The following is a 15,064-nucleotide window of genomic DNA, read 5'->3' on the forward strand; positions in this document are numbered from 1 at the left end:
CGTTGTTTTGGCATTGTAGAGATTCGCTCCTTAACATGATAGGTTTATTCTACAAGCCCTTATTTTTTCTGTCCAACTTAGTGTATCTGATCCACCTCTGCTAAAGATATTAATTGAATAATTTCAGGCCGTGCTACATTTCGCTCCCAATTAGAAACAACCTGTTTGGTTACCCCGATCTTATTAGCAAGTTCATCTTGTGTTCATTTATGGAGTAGTCTCAAATCTCTACATCGCTGTTCCAAAGTATTCATGAATTCACCTAATGAGAGTATCATTTATAAGTTTACAATCCGACCCAAATAGTCTGATCCATTAGTTATAACTTCTTATAATCTATATTATACCTATCCGTAGGCTACGACATAAAATATAGCTTAAAAAAATATGGTATGACTATTCTATAAAGGTGTGATTTGTTATATCCTACATTTGTATTTTGATTTTACTTTTTATAATAAAGTAAAAAATGAAAAAAAGTATCTTAAAAAAGTAACGGATAATGATAGTCGTTTTGATTGTAAATATATAAGAGAAGTTCATGGGACAACATATCACATTGGCCAGAGAGTTACTTTAAAAGATGAGTATTTACGAGGAGTTATTTGTGTTTTAGAGGGACTTGCAGCCGAAGCATCAGCTATTATTATAGAAAGAATCACTAGAAATATTCCAAAAAGTAGAATTGCAGATTCTAGGCGTACATTCAATTATGCTATAAGTACAGGTTTGAGATTACATTGGCTTCAGCTATTATTCAAGCCGTTGTACCAGTGCCGATCCTGAAATTTTAAAGAATTTTACGGATGGAAATGTGTTTGGTTCTGTAATCAATCCTTACTTAAAGACCTCTGAATGAAAGATACAACAAACCATTATTTATTGTGGAGAACGGGCTTGGAGCATAAGATATTCTTTTAGACAATGATACTGTCGAAGATGATTATCGTATCGAGTACTTGGATCGTCACTTTGCGGAAATTGCTGAAGCAATTAAAGACGGAGTTGATATTATAGGATACACAAGTTGGGGGCCGATCGATCTTGTAAGTAACGGTACCGGCGAAATGAAAAAACGCTACGGTTACATCTACGTGGACAAAAATAATGATGGTTCAGGCACGCTTAGAAGAATAAGAAAGAATAGTTTTCATTGGTACAAAGAAGTCATTGCGAGTAATGGAGGAAAATATTTTTGAAATTAATCTGGTTAATCTGCAATGAGCCCTGTTAATTTTTAAGCTCTGACAAGAGAGAAAAAACATTGTTTCATGGATAGCCGATAGGATCCCCTTTAAGTACACAATGTGTATAAATTACGCATTGCATCGCACTTAGGGGGGGGGTTTAATAAAAAACATAATATACGGATGGAAAAATAGGGAGATAAGGCGCTCACTAGAGATGTTTTCGAAATCTTTCTTTTTAAATTTTCTTTTATGTTGTGCGTAATGTTATCAATCTAAGCCTAAGGGGGCTTATCATCTATGATACTTGATTCAGAACATCTACTTAAATTGGAAAAGGCAAGATGTCTTGAGTGTAGTCTCAATGATACTGAAATTAAACGGATCTCTAGCGCTATGGATGGACTATCTGAGCTCATACGACTATGCGGAGATGATCAGGATCGCAATGGATTGAAAGAGACCCGCTGTATTTATCATCGTTATGATGCTGTGGAGTATGCTAAGTTGGGCAATCTCACCAGCTATACAAAGCTACCTAATCGTCTCTGCACCAGAGACTTCTGATATTCAACAGAGCATAAATAACTCAGCCGCGCATTTTGGAATTGCATTGGGTTCTATGATTGGCGGAGCTGTTATCGAGCGTGCTAGTATCGAGATGAATCCGATAGTTGGTGGAGTATTTGCATTATTTTCCCTTTTTATTGTGTCTTTATCCATGATTAAAAGCAAGGAATCTCAAAAAAATGATGGAAGTGCTAGTATCTTGTGATATTAAGACAAATGGCAGCGGATAAAACATGCTATCAGAAAATAAAGTATTAGACAGATTGAGGCAGCAGCGTCACCGAAGCGCCGAACGCAAGCGGCTTTGCAGGCAAGGTATTGTTTGTCCGAGGTGGGCTGGAGAGCAGTCCATGCGCAATTTTATCTTCTGACTGGTATCGCCGTAGCTTCCCAGCTTTGCTGTCCAGTATTCCCTCATTCGGGTATTTATGCGTGCCTTTTGGGGCGGAAAGCGGCCTACAATGGAGAACGTTGCTCCGCAAGTCGTGTCCCCACGACTCATGATGATCCCGGTTATTGGCCTGCTAGTCCTTCTGCAAATGGGGTGTCCTGGAACATGGAGATGATGAGAATCATTGCTGAGATTCTGGTAGGTGGAATTGTGCTGTGCGGAACGCTTCTTAGCGTGCCGAGCGCCTTCGGACATCCGGCTGCCGTACATGTATGTGCGTTCGCATGCTGCCACGAAGAGCACTACGCTGGGATGCTGTTCTTCCTGTTGTTCATGGATCATCTGAGCATTAAGCGTCCTGCTTGCCGTCTGGATTGCTTGGTTTATCTACAGTGGAATTTCTTCTCCAATATCGAGCCTGGTTTCAGACATGAGACAGCTGAGATAAGGCAATCTGAATATCAGACTGGAGAACGGACGACAGGATAAATTGGGGTATCTAACGGATGCTTTTAATCAGACGGTAAGCCAGCAGCGGCATTTGATCAAGGATATCTATGAACAACAGCTCAGGATGACCAAAACGGAGCTGAAATTTCTGCAGGCTCAGATTAATCCCCACTTCTTGTACAACACGCTGGATTCAATTTATTGGACTGCCAAAAATTATGAGGCGGAAGAAATCAGTACATCAGGCTGAGTTTGAGTAAAGGGCAGGAGTCGTTTACGGTGGAAGAAACCTTTAAGCACCTCCATTTCTATATTCGAATCCAACAGATCCGTTTTGCTGAGCAGTTTACGATAACGTATTTCGCATCGGAAGAAAGCCGTGATTTGCATATCCTGAAGCTGCTGCTTCAGCCGCTGGTCGAAAATGCAATTCTGCATTGGCCTTGGTCCAGTGTATTCAAGACGAGATCAAGATCGTTACGATGACTGATTTGGTATGCTACAATCTCCTTACTGTACAGATCTTTAATCGCTGAGAGGTACAGGAATGTCCCTCGATAAGGAAGATAGGTGATATCGGTCACCCACTTCTGATTGGGACGCTCTGCCGTAAACTCCTGGTTCAACGTATTCTCCGCCTTATTCCCTTCACAGACAGGTTTAAAGAAGCGTTTCTTTCTGCGTATCCGGGATTGTAGACCCGCTTGTGATTCACCTTGCAGGCATACTGGCGACGAAGCCAAGCTGTCATTCGCGGATAACCATAGACCCTTTTCACGGCGCGGTAGCCCTCCTCCAGACTCAATCCTTTCGTCCAGGGACGTCCTTTTCCCGTACCGGTTTTGCTTCCTCTACGCTCGCTGAGGACTGTAATCCCTTCTTAACGCAGCGTCGAATCATCTTTGCATCCAGATTCAGATTTTTGGATGGTTGATAGGAGGTTTTTCCCTCTTCCAAGTACATTTCACAATTTCCAACTTGAATTCCTGACTATATGTCTTTTTAATCTTCCCCATGAAAAAATCCCTCCTGAGTATATACAGTAAGGGGCTTATTCCTAACTGCCTACTCAAAAGGGATAATAACAAATCACTTTTAAAGTGAATTTGGAGGCTTGTCTTATTTATGGATTAGTTTTCCTTCTTCAAGGAAAAGCACTCGATCACAAAGTGGCAACACTCGGTCATCATGTGTGACAATAACTGCGCTCTTTTGCTGATGTTTTACTTGCTTCGCGATCATATTTACTACATCGAACCCTCGAGATGCATCTAAGCTTGCCGTTGGTTCATCTGCGAAAAGGACAGCTGGGTCATTCATCAGGGCTCTTGCGATAGCGACCCGCTGCCGCTCCCCCCCTGAAAGCTTCTCAGGATATGCGTTTAGTCGATGAGATAATCCCATCTTATTGAGCAAATCTTTTGCCCGTTTGGCTGCCTCCGCCTTCTTCATTCCGGATAGCTTGGCTACCAACATCAGTTGTTCTTCTACTTTCAAGCATGGAATTAAGTTTGCGCTTTGGAATATAAATCCAATTTTTCGAAGTCGCAGTTCAGAAAGTTCTTGCTTATTTTTGCCGATGATAGACCCTCCATCGAGTAGAACATCCCCACTCGTTGGTTCAAGAAGTGCACCTGCTATAGACAGAAATGTGCTCTTGCCTGAACCTGATGGGCCCATAACGGCGACCAGTTCACCTTCTGCCACCTCAAGGTTTAACTTATCCAAAATCTTTCTTTCTATTCCGCCATCTTCAAAAGTTCGTGTAATCTCCTGTAATTCAAGTCTGTTCCTCATGCCGCTGTCCTCCCAATCGCATCCAAAGCATCAATTTTGGCGACCTTCCACACCGAAAATAGAGAGCCTGCCAGAGACATTGCTACAAAGGACAAACAAGTAAGTAGCAACGTGGAGAAACCTAATTGAAAAGGCATTGAACTTGGTAATATGGCCTCAAAAAGTTGAACCAACAGGACACTAATAGCCAAACTGCTGACCGATAAAACCAACACCTGCAACGCCACACTTCTAGCTAAATAAGCAGTACGTGTACCAATAGCCTTCAAAATACCAAATTGACTGGTTTTCTGGATAGTGATGACATAAAAGAATACTGCTAGTACAAAGGCAGAGATAACAAACAAGAATGCAATCATCATCATTAGCGAGCCTTGTTCTTCCTTGTAGCCAGGAATTGCTGACACTGCCTCTGATTTCGTAATAACTTCTGTATTGGGTAACGCGGCCTGAAGATCCTTAACTTTTTCCTTCGAGTCTTTAATAGCAATCGCATTATATACTGTGCCACTTACTGGTTCGGATCCTTGATGAGTTAGTGTCTGCGCTTGAAGATCAGACCAATCCTGCTTATTTAAGAAAACAGCCGGTGTATGACTGAATGACTCGTTTTTCACAAATCCGTTTACGGTCCATTTTGCTCCTGAAGCTTGATCTACAATGATTGTGCCGATTTCCACACCATAATCAACCATCTTTTGATCAACGAGAACATGTCCTTTTATCTGATCCGAGAGAGGGGAGCCATTTGTTATTTTCGGTGCCAACCAGCCCTCAGAATTAACAGCAAGCAAAGTAACATCAATCTTCTCCGTTTCTCCAGATGGAATGACTGTTGTCATTTTTACACCAAACGGCTCTGCATTCTCTTCCCCAACGATTACGGCAGCTTTTTGAAGCTGATTCTGATCGACCTGAGACCGAGTGAAGCGGTGATTAGAATCCTGTTCCAAAATAAAATGGGTTGCAGCCATATTCTTAACAGAAGCCGCGTTATCATACGCAAGCCCTTGTGCAAGACCCGTGACAAACAAAACAAGAAATGCAACAAGCACCATAATTGTAGCGATTAATAAATATCGAGCCTTTGCAAATCTCATTTCTCGAATAGCTAGAAACATTATGCTTCCCTCCTTTGTTATGAGCAAAGTATAGGAAGCGAAAATGAACAGTAAATAAACAACATGTTACAGATGAGGTAACGACACAGTAAAGAGTGTTCCGTCATTCGAACTGACCACATCGATGTGACCTCCGTGGATCTGGACTATTTTCTTAACAATAGCAAGTCCAAGGCCTGTTCGACCAGAAGAATGTTTTCGTGCAGTGTCTTCTCGATAAAACCGATCAAATATAAATGGTAAATGATCAGCAGCAATTCCGTTTCCTGTGTCCCGGATATAAATCAAATTTTGAGAGTTCGTTTGCTCAGCGCGTATATCAATGCTTCTCCCATTAGGAATATGGTTCACCGCATTGCTAAGCAAGTTCATCCATACTTGCATGAGTAATACCTCGTCCCCGTGAATCTTCATGGATTCGGGCACAGAAATTTTAAGTAATAACCCTTTTTCCTCTAATTCCCATTGTAGTACTTGAACAGCTTGGCGAATTTGACTCCGAAGTGAGAAAGTCATTTTGGTTAAAGCTTCTTGTCCTTGTTCCAGTGATGAGAGCAAGAGAAGTTGTTTGCTGAGCAATGAGAGGTGGCGGCTTTCTTCTTCGATAATGGATGAATAGTGCTCACGATCTTCTTGGAGGAGATCACGCTCGGCCAACACTTTTGCGAACCCTTGAATTGAGGTGAGTGGAGTTTGAATTTCATGCGATACATTCGACACAAATTGTTGACGTGACTGGTCGACTCGCTCCAATTCACGACTCATGATCATGAAATGTCCGGCTAACTGCCCAATTTCATCGCGTCTATTGGTAGGTAATCCAAGGTTGTAGTTGCCTTGGGCGATTTGTTTTGTCGCATCAGATAGGCGTGTAATAGGTTTAACCAAATATCTAGTACTAATTAAAAATAATAAGATGCTTATTATAACAGTGAGCAGACCGATCAATGCAAAGAAAATGCGCAATTCTCCAAACTGTAAAATCACGTCAGGGCGCACAAATAACGCATATTTTTTTTTGCTGATCTGAACGGGTATTCCGACTGTATTACTTAATCGATTATCGAAGAAGCCGGTAATAAATAGTTTGTTGGGGAACTGAGCGACTCCGTGATACGCCTCTCCATGGAGCACCCGATCTCTGGCTTGCTCATCCAAATCCTGAACGCGAAATTCTCGTCCATAGAATCGAACATCATCTTGACCATCAGTCAAATAAATCTCATAACCAAGTGCCGCTGCATTTTGCAAATAATCATCCATGATATAGGGGGTTTTCTCAACATATTGTTTCATTTGTTCTGCAATGACTACCAACTTCTCATCATTGAAGGGCTTTAGTTTTACATGATAGTAGGCATTCGATATTAAAAATCCCAAAACACTACTAGCAAAGATAACTGCTACCGTAATAATGAAGACTCGGAAGTACAATGATCTCACTTCGTTTTCACCTCAATCTTGTAACCGATCCCCCGAACCGTCTGAATAGTGAAATCCTCCGTATAATCAGCAAAGCGTTGGCGCAGCCGCTTAATATGGACAACGACAGTATGGTCATCGCCTTCGTAGTCTGCTCCCCAGACAAGGTGTATCAGTTCATCACGGGAGAACAGCCTACCTGGATATTGTGCAAGCTGTGAGAGCAGTTCAAATTCTTTCATAGGCATAATAAAAACGGACTGACCATCGGAAACCTCTATGTTTTTTCGATCAATGACGATTCGATTCATTCTAATGATGTCGCTGGATGTTCGATTATAGCGACGAAACAGTGCTTTGACCCTAAAAACCAGTTCTTCTGGTTCAAATGGTTTCGTTACATAATCATCTGTACCGCGCAAATAGCCTTGCTCTTTGTCTGTAAGTTGATCCAATGCAGTGAGCATTATTATCGGAATATTGTAATTCGTCCTAATATATTCGCATAGGTCGAGACCGTCCATTCTAGGCATCATAATATCAATTACCGCCAGATCAATAGGGGCTTGTGTCATCAGATTGACCGCTTCCACCCCATCTTGGGCCTCATGCACCTGATAGCCTTCCTTAGTCATGGCATATCGAAGAAGCTTTCTTATATTTGCATTATCGTCAGCGAGAAGCAGATGCTTCATCATTATATTCCTCACAGTCCCTTCATGTATGGGTGAAACAAAACGTCATTGTTAAATATAAAATGCCTTCGATTTATGTCCGCTAGTGTATTGGTTAAGATAAAATAACATGTCCGCTAAGGTAAATCAAGAATGGAGGCTTTGCTAATGAGAGAGGCGACCGGAATTTCGGAACAGGGCGAGCAGACGATTCAGGACCTCATTCACGCTCTCACCACCCACGAAGATATTGAATCCCAAAACACTAAAAGAGTACGCAAGCGACTTGAAACATTTTATCTGCTGGTTTGAGACGGCAGATCACCAAGAGGAAGAGGTTGTATTTCAAATTGAAGATTTATCAGGAAATCAGTCGGTCATCAGGAATTTTTTAATCACCATTGGGAGAATAGTGAAGGCAGATGTTTCTATCTCGGTGAATGGCATACACATCCTGAAGCAAATCCAACACCTTCTATTATTGATATGCGGGGATGGCGAAAGTTACTTAAAGAACCTGTGCAAGGCCAAAAAAAATTGTTTTTTATCATTGTGGGAACTAGAGACTTAGTGGTGTGGTTTGGCGATAAAAGAGTAAGTGGGATTTCTATTAATAAGATAGGATCTTTTAATCGAAGTGATGTTCAGACAAAAAACTACCGATTGGAGGAAACGTAATGGCTAAGCCACAGTCCGCAAAGCGGAGAAAACTTTCAGCTGCAGAAACTTATCATTTATGGATGATAAGTGGAGGGATTTGTACATTTGAGGGTTGTCCCGAAAGACTAGTTGTAAACACTAAGGGGAAGTTGACCAATGCTGGTATTATTGCTCATATTATTGGTCACAGTAAGGGTGGAGCAAGGCATGAGTTTGCAGAAGAGTTTGGATATTCTGATGATAATTTGGAGGATGTCAGTAACTTAATGTTAATGTGCTATACGCACATTAACTGATTGATGATGCACACAATAAAGAGTTTTTTCCACCCGCTTTACTGTTTGAGATAAAAAGGAAACATGAAGCCTGGGTGAGAAGTTGGACAGATGAGAAGAAGAAGAGCCTTGCTATTGTGCATAAGCGGCTAGGGCCACCACTTACAACACTGCCATTAACCGAACACTCGCCTAATATCATGCTTGAAGCTATTGAGAGTCAAGCTGAGTTCTCTGACATTTCTATAGAAGGTTGGGAACAAGGGAAGGCAGACAATTTAAAGCTATTCAAGCAGTATGTTGAGCGAATTAATAAGGGGAAGTACGATGTAGCTGAAGTGTATGCGATTTCCCCGATACCTCTATTAATCCATCTGGGGAAATTATTGTCGGACACCGTTCCATTAACTGTCTACCAATATGTACTTCATGGCCGGAACATGGCTGAAACAATGCATCGTCAAAAAAAGCAGCCACTACAGGGCTGCTTTTGTACTACGGGCTAATTGCTCGTGTATTTTACCCAATCGTATTCGGCGTATAGCGGATTCGCTCCGTTATACGGACCTAGCCAGTCGTCAACACCAGTGCCATTCCATAAATTCATCATAATCTTGCCTGGCGTGCTCGGTATGTTCGTAGTTGCTGTATGCTTTAGAACCCCGTCAACATACCACTTAATGTATCTTGGCTGCCAATCGAATGCATAGGTGTGAAAGCCTCTTGATGCATCAAAGCCCAGATCGATAATCTTCTCATGACCACCGACCCCGTTTGTATAATAGTTGAATTGCACTTTTGTCGTGTCTTTGCCTAAAAATTCAATATCTATTTCATCCCATTGCGTGCCATGAGCAGGTCCCGTATACGTGAAAAAGGAAGATACGATTCCTGTATTTTTAGTAGGCTTCATGCTGACCTCGTATAAGCCGTATCCGTAAGTGTTCGTCGATCGATACTCTCCGCAGTCAAATTTATTGTATGCAGAACTCGTTAAGCCAAGCTTCATTTTGCCATCGTTAGTAAAATTGACATTATTGGAACGCCAAGTGCAATTAAACATGTTCCCATTTGAATATCCATCAGCCTTTTCCCATGCACCTGAATTAAAGTAATTAAGTGGTTCCCAAAAAACATACCCAGCAGAAGTGTTTACCGTAAACAACAAAGAGACAATTCCAGTTGCCAGTAAAGTAAACCAAGATTTCTTCTTCATTTTACACCTCCATAAAAGATTGACCAAACATGAAAGAAATGGCTGACAATGATACATTATTTCAAGTATTGGCCAACTTACCGGACAGATATAAAACGCTTCCATATTTGGTATCTTCATTGTAGTCTAAAATTGAGGCGTACACTATAGCAAACTTAACGCTCGAAACATAATTTAAAAAAACTAAATTTTATCAAGTTGTGATTTAAAAATGCACCGCTGGGCCGCTACTCACGCCGATAACTAGAGCGCCTACGTCGGGCGAGAGCAACCCGGCCAAAGCGCTCTATGTTCCTGTCGTTCGTTTCACGCAGCAGAAGCCAAAAAACAATCGAATCCGCCGCCGCTGCCCAGATCGAGAACAACTTCTCCTGCTTTCAGTTCTGCAATAGCTTGTGGGTTACCATAGCCAAGTCCAAGATTTGTTCCTTGAGGGACAGCTGTTAACTCCTCAGTCGAATAACCCATTTGTGATGAGAGGCTATCCGCATCTGACGGAGCTCCACAGCAGCTGCCTGCTGCGGGGGGGGATTGACTTCCTTAACAGCAATCTGTTGGTAATGGTTCCGTACATTTTGGCGGATTTCATCATTCGTCAGTTTATTCATATCAAAACACTCCTTTAATTTGAATGGGATAGGTGGAGCAGAATTTGAATGCTTCTTATGTTTGTTAGCAGCAAGGCGCACAATTGAGTGAATTGGAAAAAGATAAATATAAGCCGTCAATAGAAACCTTAATCGCCCTAAAACTAAACTTTAATGTTAATTTGGAGTGGCTGCTAATGGAGGAGTATGTAAGTTCCGATAATGGGTTATTTTGTGTGCTATTAGATAATCTTGAATCAAACTTATCTCAGGATTTCGAAAGTTAGACCTGATCGACTATTATTAATTTTGGATATGGAAATCGATTTTCAAATGCTAATATGTGTTGTAGAATACAGTACATCCTTCTGTGACTAATAATTATAAAACCAGTAAATAAAAAGATTTATATCTAAAATAAAATAGTTGTCTACGGACAGTGAAGTTGTGCACTAAAATTAATGACAGAAAATAAGATTATTTCTATAATGTAACACACCTGTTGATTAACCACTAAATGGTAGAAAAAGTCTATCACGATCCCATTCATCCTTCAATCTATTCTGACACCGGAAGAAGTGCAAAGCGTTGCCAAGGGAGCAGATTATGAAGACAAAGCCCGTAAATTCACAGTAACCCACTTACTTCAATACTGGTGTGTAGCTGCCTTAGAACAATGGGACAGTTATCGTTCCGGTGTGGACCATGCCGCTCGCAGTGGCTTACCTAAGATTCATTATTCGTGTTTTTCCACCAAAGCGGCCGAAATCCCCTTTGCTATATTTAAGGAGCTTTTCATCGGGTCATTCACAAGTGTAGCCGAGAAACACGCCGAAAACTTACGTTTCCCAAAGAATTACTCCTGATCGATTCGACCACCATGACGGTGGGAAAAACACGACTGCCCTGGGCTCCTTATCACGGGGAGCGCGCAGGTATTAAACTTCATGTCGCTTTACGAGTCCAAAATGGGCAACCCCTTCAGGTGGTCGAAACGCTGGTTCCAAACATGATGGCCTCGTGAGCGAAGCGTTGGCTCAACCGGACTACATTGTGGTCAGTACAAGTTGAAAGAGATTAGTGATGATATTTATTCGGTGTATAAAAGACCAGATATTCCATATCATGAATTCGGGGTCCTCCGATGTCATTAGACTATTTTTAGAATTTTTTATGCATTTTGTTTGCCAGTAGGGGAAATATCGGAGGGAATCGTTTAACTAGACCTGCTTCTAAGTGTGAGTTCACCCCCTGCGTCCGTCACTGTTGGTATGAATAGTACAGTTTGCGTCAGGAAGCCAAAGTAACTATTTTATCAACTACCGTTGTAGGGTATCCGGTTCCATGTGGATTTTTTTTGGTTTTCAAATTGCCCGGATCCAACAGGTTCACGAGTATGCCATTCTTCGCTTCTTCCACGGCCACGGTTCTCATCTCATATCAAATACTCCGTTTCGATTATTTTCATAAGATAAACACCTTTAGATTAAATACCACATTGTTAGTACAATCTCAAAATATCCAGAATCACAATAACCAATAAACGAGTTAATGTTATCAATTCAACAAATCGTCTAGTGTTTGTTTAAATGATGTGGGAAGAGGAGGATCGTATGGTCGGAGTAAGAACAATAGAAGAACCAAATATACGATAGACCTCATCAAGAAGAGTTTCCTTGCTCTGTTGGAAACGAGAAAATTGCCTCAAATAACGGTCACCGAAATATGCAAACAAGCTGACATTAACCACAGGACCTTCTATCTTTACTACAAAGATCCTTATGAATTATTTGAAGTGCTGCAAAAGGAATTTAACCAAGAAAATTGGATACATTGCAAAATGATCAAAGTCCTACACGGTAAATGGGTCGTTAATCAAGCTATTGAACATAATCCAAGAGAAGAAAACGATCTACTGTTGATTTGTTTTGATGCAGAGGAAGAGATTAGCTTTGTGACTTCCGTCGAAACACATCTGCTACCTCAACAATTAGTTTGTTTCTGGCAGTACATTACTGTGCGAGGGAAGAAACTTCGTATCTTATTTGAAGCAGGGAGTGAATCAAAAAAATCCTCATTGAAGCTCATGTGCCTCCAGAAACGAATATAGAAGCTAAATTCACGGCGGGTGTCGTGATTCTAAACGGAGGACGGCAACGTCGATATTGTTGGGACATTCGGAGAGGTGGCCGGGATTACAGAATCCTCCAACGTGCAGATAAAGCTAAGTACGGATATCCGGCTGACGGGAGGAAGCGCTACATTGGGCTGGCTGGAAAGGTCTCGCTGTCATCCTGTTTGCATTCGGCAACCCAACGGTACAGCGTGTTTGCGGAAATCCCAAGCTCACGCGCCACTTGCGCAACAGCTTTCCCTGTTTCTTGAATCATTTGAACGCTGAACTTTGAATGCTTTATCATATTTTTTGCTCATTTGGACACCTCGAATGAATTTGATTTTATTCTCGAATTCTCGTTTCTTGGTGTCCACTTTTTAGTTTTGCGTCATCTTGAACTCTACAAGCCTACTCGCTATTTTCATGCTGTGTTTGCGAATGAGAAATCATGATTGTGTATATTGTGTATATAGACAGAAAAAAGTGGTTTAGTAGATTACAGACAACCCACTGAGAAATGAGTGACCGGAATAAGAAAGACGTATTTTTAAAGCTGAATTTAAAGAGCAGAGGATTCAATTTAATATCAGATCGGAACCCGAGAATCAAAGAATAGATTTAACACCGTCTTCCTTGAGAAATTAGGTAAACCAGTGTAAAAATCCAGATTATTCAAGAAAAAATAAAAGCGATTCCCAGAAGGAGGGGAATTTATAAAGCGTTTTCAATTATAGATGATATGTTAAAGGTTAGTAGAAAAAAATAAATCAATAATTTAACAATTCGACAATTTTAACGTTACTTCGACAAAAATATGATGTTATGATATGGATGTTGGTAAATTAATGTTTTTACGTTTTGTGTTGACAAGGTTCGTATTACAAATTAGCACATAAAGCGAGGCGTAAATATGGAACATACTGAAAAAACATTGTATCCGTTAACACAAGCACAACAACGAATCTGGTATACCGAAATGCTGAATCCGAATACGGCTTCCTGTCTTCTTTCGGGCACGATTAAATTCACGGTTCCTATAAATCTTTATTTATTACAGCATGTTATTGAAACAGTCATTAAGCGGCACACTGCTTTCCGCATAAAGCTGATGACTGAGCGGGAGGAAACGAAGCAATATATCGGTCCTCTTACATATAATACAATAGTTCATGTGGAGATACCGGAAGAAAACTATGAACAGTATGTGGACAGTTGGCTCGATATTCATAATAGAGAACCTCTCAAACTCTATGATTCTGATTTATACCAATTCATAATTTTTAAAATTAAAGACAAATGCTTTGGTTACAACATCAAAATTCATCATATAATATCCGACGGAATCAGTCTGGCTAATCTGGTAAACGAAATTACAAAAACCTACACGGTTATTAAAGAGGGTCAATTCCCACCCTCGTCGAATGCAGGCTCTTACATCGATTACATATTTACTGAAAAAAATTATGAACAATCGGAACGTTACCAAAAAGATAAAGCGTTTTGGTTGGAGCAGTTTCAAACGTTACCGGTTCTAACCGAACTCAAACCACACAATTCATTACTGACAAGTACCAAGGGTGAACGAAAATATTTTGATATTGATGCCGAATTATATCAACGTATTAAGCTGTTTTCGGATCAATATAAAATCAGTATGTTTACGTTTTTCCTAAGCGCATTCTACGTATACATGAATAAAATGACGCACGAAAGCGATATGGTGGTTGGAACCAATTATGTGAATCGCTCTACGAGAGAGGAAAAAGAAACTCTCGGAATGTATGTGAGCACCACAGCTGTAAGAATATTTGTAGACCCTCAGGAAGAAGTACTTTCCTTTCTTCAAAAGGTATCTAAGTTGCAGTCCAAAATTTTACGTCATCAAAAATATCCATATAACCAGCTCATCAAGGATATTCGTGAGTTGCATACAGCTCAGGACATTCAAAGGTTGTTTGGAACGGCAATGGAGTATAGACCACTGACCGTGCAGGAAATCGACGGGGCTCCGTTAATTGCTTATACGAATTTTTGTGGGGATGAGGTCAACGATTTGTTGATTCATGTCGTCGAAAAAATAGATAAGCATGCGATGGAAATATACGTCGATTATCGTACAGAGTTGTTTAACGGTGAGGAAATTTCATCCATCATGTCTTATCTACTGAACATTGCGCGTGGAATGTCAGGTTCTCCGAATTGTACTATAGCCGAATTATCCATGATGGATGAAGACGAAGTAAAGGCAACGCTCTATGACTGGAACGATACGGCGGCAGATTATCCGCGGGGGCAGACGGTAGAGCAGCTGTTTGAACAACAGGTGGGGCGTACACCGGAACAGACGGCAGTCATCTGCGAGGATCGCAGGCTCACCTACCGGGAGCTCAATGCTCAGGCCAATCGGTTGGCGCATACCCTCCGGGCAGTCGGGGTGCAGGCCGACCATCGGGTTGCGATCTGTGCCAAACACAGCGCAGAGGTGGTCATCGCCATTCTCGCTGTCCTGAAAGCAGGCGGGGCCTACGTGCCGATGGACCCGGCTTCTCCGGATGAACGGATCGCCTACATGCTTCAAGATTCAGGCGCTCGCATCGC

At 41.2% G+C, this 15,064-nt stretch carries 20 protein-coding genes and 4 pseudogenes; 12 read left to right on the forward strand and 12 right to left on the reverse strand.

All coding sequences use genetic code 11. The features are described 5' to 3' along the window. Positions 1-77: 77 nt before the first annotated feature. Positions 78-191 (reverse strand): annotated as a pseudogene (locus ABH897_RS27070) (helix-turn-helix domain-containing protein); the annotation flags it as partial. A 241-nt stretch (positions 192-432) separates the two neighbouring features. Between ABH897_RS27070 and ABH897_RS27075 the strand changes: the two are divergent. The 3 genes and pseudogenes from ABH897_RS27075 to ABH897_RS27085 all read left to right on the forward strand — a co-directional run. Beyond that, complete coding sequence (locus tag ABH897_RS27075) at positions 433-786, forward strand: hypothetical protein (protein WP_404592964.1); 354 nt, start codon at positions 433-435, stop codon at positions 784-786. Further along, positions 734-1,199: pseudogene (locus ABH897_RS27080) on the forward strand (family 1 glycosylhydrolase); the annotation flags it as partial. The gene ABH897_RS27075 and the pseudogene ABH897_RS27080, both read left to right, overlap by 53 nt. Before the next feature lie 457 nt (positions 1,200-1,656). After that, a pseudogene (locus ABH897_RS27085) lies at positions 1,657-1,962 on the forward strand (MFS transporter); the annotation flags it as partial. A gap of 72 nt (positions 1,963-2,034) precedes the next feature. Here ABH897_RS27085 and ABH897_RS27090 read toward each other — a convergent pair. Continuing rightward, a complete protein-coding gene (locus tag ABH897_RS27090) occupies positions 2,035-2,259 on the reverse strand; it encodes a hypothetical protein (RefSeq protein ID WP_404592965.1) in 225 nt (74 codons plus the stop codon). A 54-nt stretch (positions 2,260-2,313) separates the two neighbouring features. Between ABH897_RS27090 and ABH897_RS27585 the strand changes: the two genes are divergently transcribed. Together ABH897_RS27585 and ABH897_RS27100 are read left to right on the forward strand one after the other, a co-directional pair. Further along, positions 2,314-2,637 carry a hypothetical protein gene (locus ABH897_RS27585; protein ID WP_483874963.1) on the forward strand — a complete coding sequence of 108 codons (324 nt, stop codon included), beginning with the start codon at positions 2,314-2,316 and terminating at the stop codon, positions 2,635-2,637. A 1-nt stretch (position 2,638) separates the two neighbouring features. After that, entirely contained in the window at positions 2,639-2,848 is a 210-nt protein-coding gene (locus tag ABH897_RS27100; RefSeq protein ID WP_404592966.1) for a sensor histidine kinase, read from the forward strand. 157 nt (positions 2,849-3,005) lie between these two features. On the opposite strand, the gene ABH897_RS27105 is transcribed toward ABH897_RS27100, so the two are convergent. The 6 genes from ABH897_RS27105 to ABH897_RS27130 form a co-directional block, all read right to left on the reverse strand. Continuing rightward, a complete protein-coding gene (locus tag ABH897_RS27105) occupies positions 3,006-3,224 on the reverse strand; it encodes a DDE-type integrase/transposase/recombinase (RefSeq protein ID WP_404592967.1) in 219 nt (72 codons plus the stop codon). Then, positions 3,221-3,376, reverse strand: coding sequence for an IS3 family transposase (locus ABH897_RS27110; protein WP_404521783.1), 156 nt, complete (start codon positions 3,374-3,376; stop codon positions 3,221-3,223). Before ABH897_RS27110 ends, ABH897_RS27105 begins: the two co-directional genes overlap by 4 nt. A 341-nt stretch (positions 3,377-3,717) precedes the next feature. Next, positions 3,718-4,395 (reverse strand): ABC transporter ATP-binding protein, encoded by a 678-nt coding sequence (locus ABH897_RS27115; RefSeq protein WP_404592968.1) that lies wholly within the window; start codon positions 4,393-4,395, stop codon positions 3,718-3,720. Then, complete coding sequence (locus tag ABH897_RS27120; protein ID WP_404592969.1) at positions 4,392-5,516, reverse strand: ABC transporter permease; 1,125 nt, start codon at positions 5,514-5,516, stop codon at positions 4,392-4,394. The genes ABH897_RS27115 and ABH897_RS27120 overlap by 4 nt, the downstream gene beginning before the upstream one ends. A gap of 66 nt (positions 5,517-5,582) precedes the next feature. Further along, a complete protein-coding gene (locus ABH897_RS27125; RefSeq protein WP_404521778.1) occupies positions 5,583-6,959 on the reverse strand; it encodes a sensor histidine kinase in 1,377 nt (458 codons plus the stop codon). Further along, positions 6,956-7,633: a response regulator transcription factor gene (locus ABH897_RS27130; RefSeq protein WP_404521797.1), complete on the reverse strand. Its 678-nt coding sequence runs from the start codon at positions 7,631-7,633 to the stop codon at positions 6,956-6,958. Before ABH897_RS27130 ends, ABH897_RS27125 begins: the two co-directional genes overlap by 4 nt. Before the next feature lie 147 nt (positions 7,634-7,780). Between ABH897_RS27130 and ABH897_RS27135 the strand changes: the two genes are divergently transcribed. The 4 genes from ABH897_RS27135 (at position 7,781) to ABH897_RS27150 (ending at position 9,053) form a co-directional block, all read left to right on the forward strand. Next, positions 7,781-7,924, forward strand: a complete 144-nt coding sequence (locus ABH897_RS27135; protein WP_404521776.1) for a hypothetical protein — start codon at positions 7,781-7,783, stop codon at positions 7,922-7,924. 48 nt (positions 7,925-7,972) lie between these two features. Next, on the forward strand, positions 7,973-8,290 hold the full coding sequence (locus ABH897_RS27140) for a Mov34/MPN/PAD-1 family protein (RefSeq protein WP_404529729.1): 318 nt from the start codon (positions 7,973-7,975) through the stop codon (positions 8,288-8,290). Continuing rightward, the gene (locus ABH897_RS27145; RefSeq protein ID WP_404521774.1) at positions 8,290-8,568 is read left to right on the forward strand and encodes a hypothetical protein; all 279 of its coding nucleotides are present in this window, start codon (positions 8,290-8,292) and stop codon (positions 8,566-8,568) included. Before ABH897_RS27140 ends, ABH897_RS27145 begins: the two co-directional genes overlap by 1 nt. A gap of 74 nt (positions 8,569-8,642) precedes the next feature. Continuing rightward, positions 8,643-9,053: a hypothetical protein gene (locus tag ABH897_RS27150; protein WP_404592970.1), complete on the forward strand. Its 411-nt coding sequence runs from the start codon at positions 8,643-8,645 to the stop codon at positions 9,051-9,053. On the opposite strand, the gene bglS is transcribed toward ABH897_RS27150, so the two are convergent. Continuing rightward, positions 9,050-9,763: a beta-glucanase gene (bglS, locus tag ABH897_RS27155; protein ID WP_404592971.1), complete on the reverse strand. Its 714-nt coding sequence runs from the start codon at positions 9,761-9,763 to the stop codon at positions 9,050-9,052. The genes ABH897_RS27150 and bglS overlap by 4 nt on opposite strands. Positions 9,764-10,078: 315 nt before the next feature. Continuing rightward, positions 10,079-10,371: pseudogene (gene arsM, locus ABH897_RS27160) on the reverse strand (arsenite methyltransferase); the annotation flags it as partial. 859 nt (positions 10,372-11,230) lie between these two features. Here arsM and ABH897_RS27165 point away from each other — a divergent pair. Beyond that, entirely contained in the window at positions 11,231-11,374 is a 144-nt protein-coding gene (locus tag ABH897_RS27165) for a hypothetical protein (protein WP_404521949.1), read from the forward strand. Between the two features lie 266 nt (positions 11,375-11,640). Here the strand turns inward: ABH897_RS27165 and ABH897_RS27170 are convergent, their stop codons facing one another. Then, positions 11,641-11,784 (reverse strand): hypothetical protein, encoded by a 144-nt coding sequence (locus ABH897_RS27170; RefSeq protein ID WP_283653429.1) that lies wholly within the window; start codon positions 11,782-11,784, stop codon positions 11,641-11,643. Positions 11,785-12,034: 250 nt separating this feature from the next. Here ABH897_RS27170 and ABH897_RS27175 point away from each other — a divergent pair, with 250 nt between their 5' ends. Next, positions 12,035-12,460, forward strand: coding sequence for a TetR/AcrR family transcriptional regulator (locus ABH897_RS27175; protein WP_283653428.1), 426 nt, complete (start codon positions 12,035-12,037; stop codon positions 12,458-12,460). Positions 12,461-12,608: 148 nt separating this feature from the next. Here the strand turns inward: ABH897_RS27175 and ABH897_RS27180 are convergent, their stop codons facing one another. Continuing rightward, positions 12,609-12,770: a transposase gene (locus ABH897_RS27180; RefSeq protein ID WP_404521950.1), complete on the reverse strand. Its 162-nt coding sequence runs from the start codon at positions 12,768-12,770 to the stop codon at positions 12,609-12,611. 606 nt (positions 12,771-13,376) lie between these two features. Between ABH897_RS27180 and ABH897_RS27185 the strand changes: the two genes are divergently transcribed. After that, the coding region (locus ABH897_RS27185; RefSeq protein WP_404592972.1) for a condensation domain-containing protein at positions 13,377-15,064 on the forward strand (1,688 nt) is incomplete at its 3' end.

It is taken from the genome of Paenibacillus sp. RC73 (genome assembly GCF_044908085.1).
In the GTDB taxonomy this organism is placed as follows: domain Bacteria; phylum Bacillota; class Bacilli; order Paenibacillales; family Paenibacillaceae; genus Paenibacillus; species Paenibacillus terrae_A.

Coding starts and splice junctions, on each gene's coding strand:
- ABH897_RS27135 (WP_404521776.1), top strand. CDS start 7,781: ATGAGAGAGGCGACCGGAATTTCGGAACAGGGCGAGCAGACGATTCAG.
- ABH897_RS27090 (WP_404592965.1), bottom strand. CDS start 2,259: ATGAGTCGTGGGGACACGACTTGCGGAGCAACGTTCTCCATTGTAGGC.
- ABH897_RS27115 (WP_404592968.1), bottom strand. CDS start 4,395: ATGAGGAACAGACTTGAATTACAGGAGATTACACGAACTTTTGAAGAT.
- ABH897_RS27585 (WP_483874963.1), top strand. CDS start 2,314: ATGGAGATGATGAGAATCATTGCTGAGATTCTGGTAGGTGGAATTGTG.
- bglS (WP_404592971.1), bottom strand. CDS start 9,763: ATGAAGAAGAAATCTTGGTTTACTTTACTGGCAACTGGAATTGTCTCT.
- ABH897_RS27130 (WP_404521797.1), bottom strand. CDS start 7,633: ATGAAGCATCTGCTTCTCGCTGACGATAATGCAAATATAAGAAAGCTT.
- ABH897_RS27170 (WP_283653429.1), bottom strand. CDS start 11,784: ATGAGAACCGTGGCCGTGGAAGAAGCGAAGAATGGCATACTCGTGAAC.
- ABH897_RS27165 (WP_404521949.1), top strand. CDS start 11,231: ATGACGGTGGGAAAAACACGACTGCCCTGGGCTCCTTATCACGGGGAG.
- ABH897_RS27145 (WP_404521774.1), top strand. CDS start 8,290: ATGGCTAAGCCACAGTCCGCAAAGCGGAGAAAACTTTCAGCTGCAGAA.
- ABH897_RS27180 (WP_404521950.1), bottom strand. CDS start 12,770: ATGATAAAGCATTCAAAGTTCAGCGTTCAAATGATTCAAGAAACAGGG.
- ABH897_RS27120 (WP_404592969.1), bottom strand. CDS start 5,516: ATGTTTCTAGCTATTCGAGAAATGAGATTTGCAAAGGCTCGATATTTA.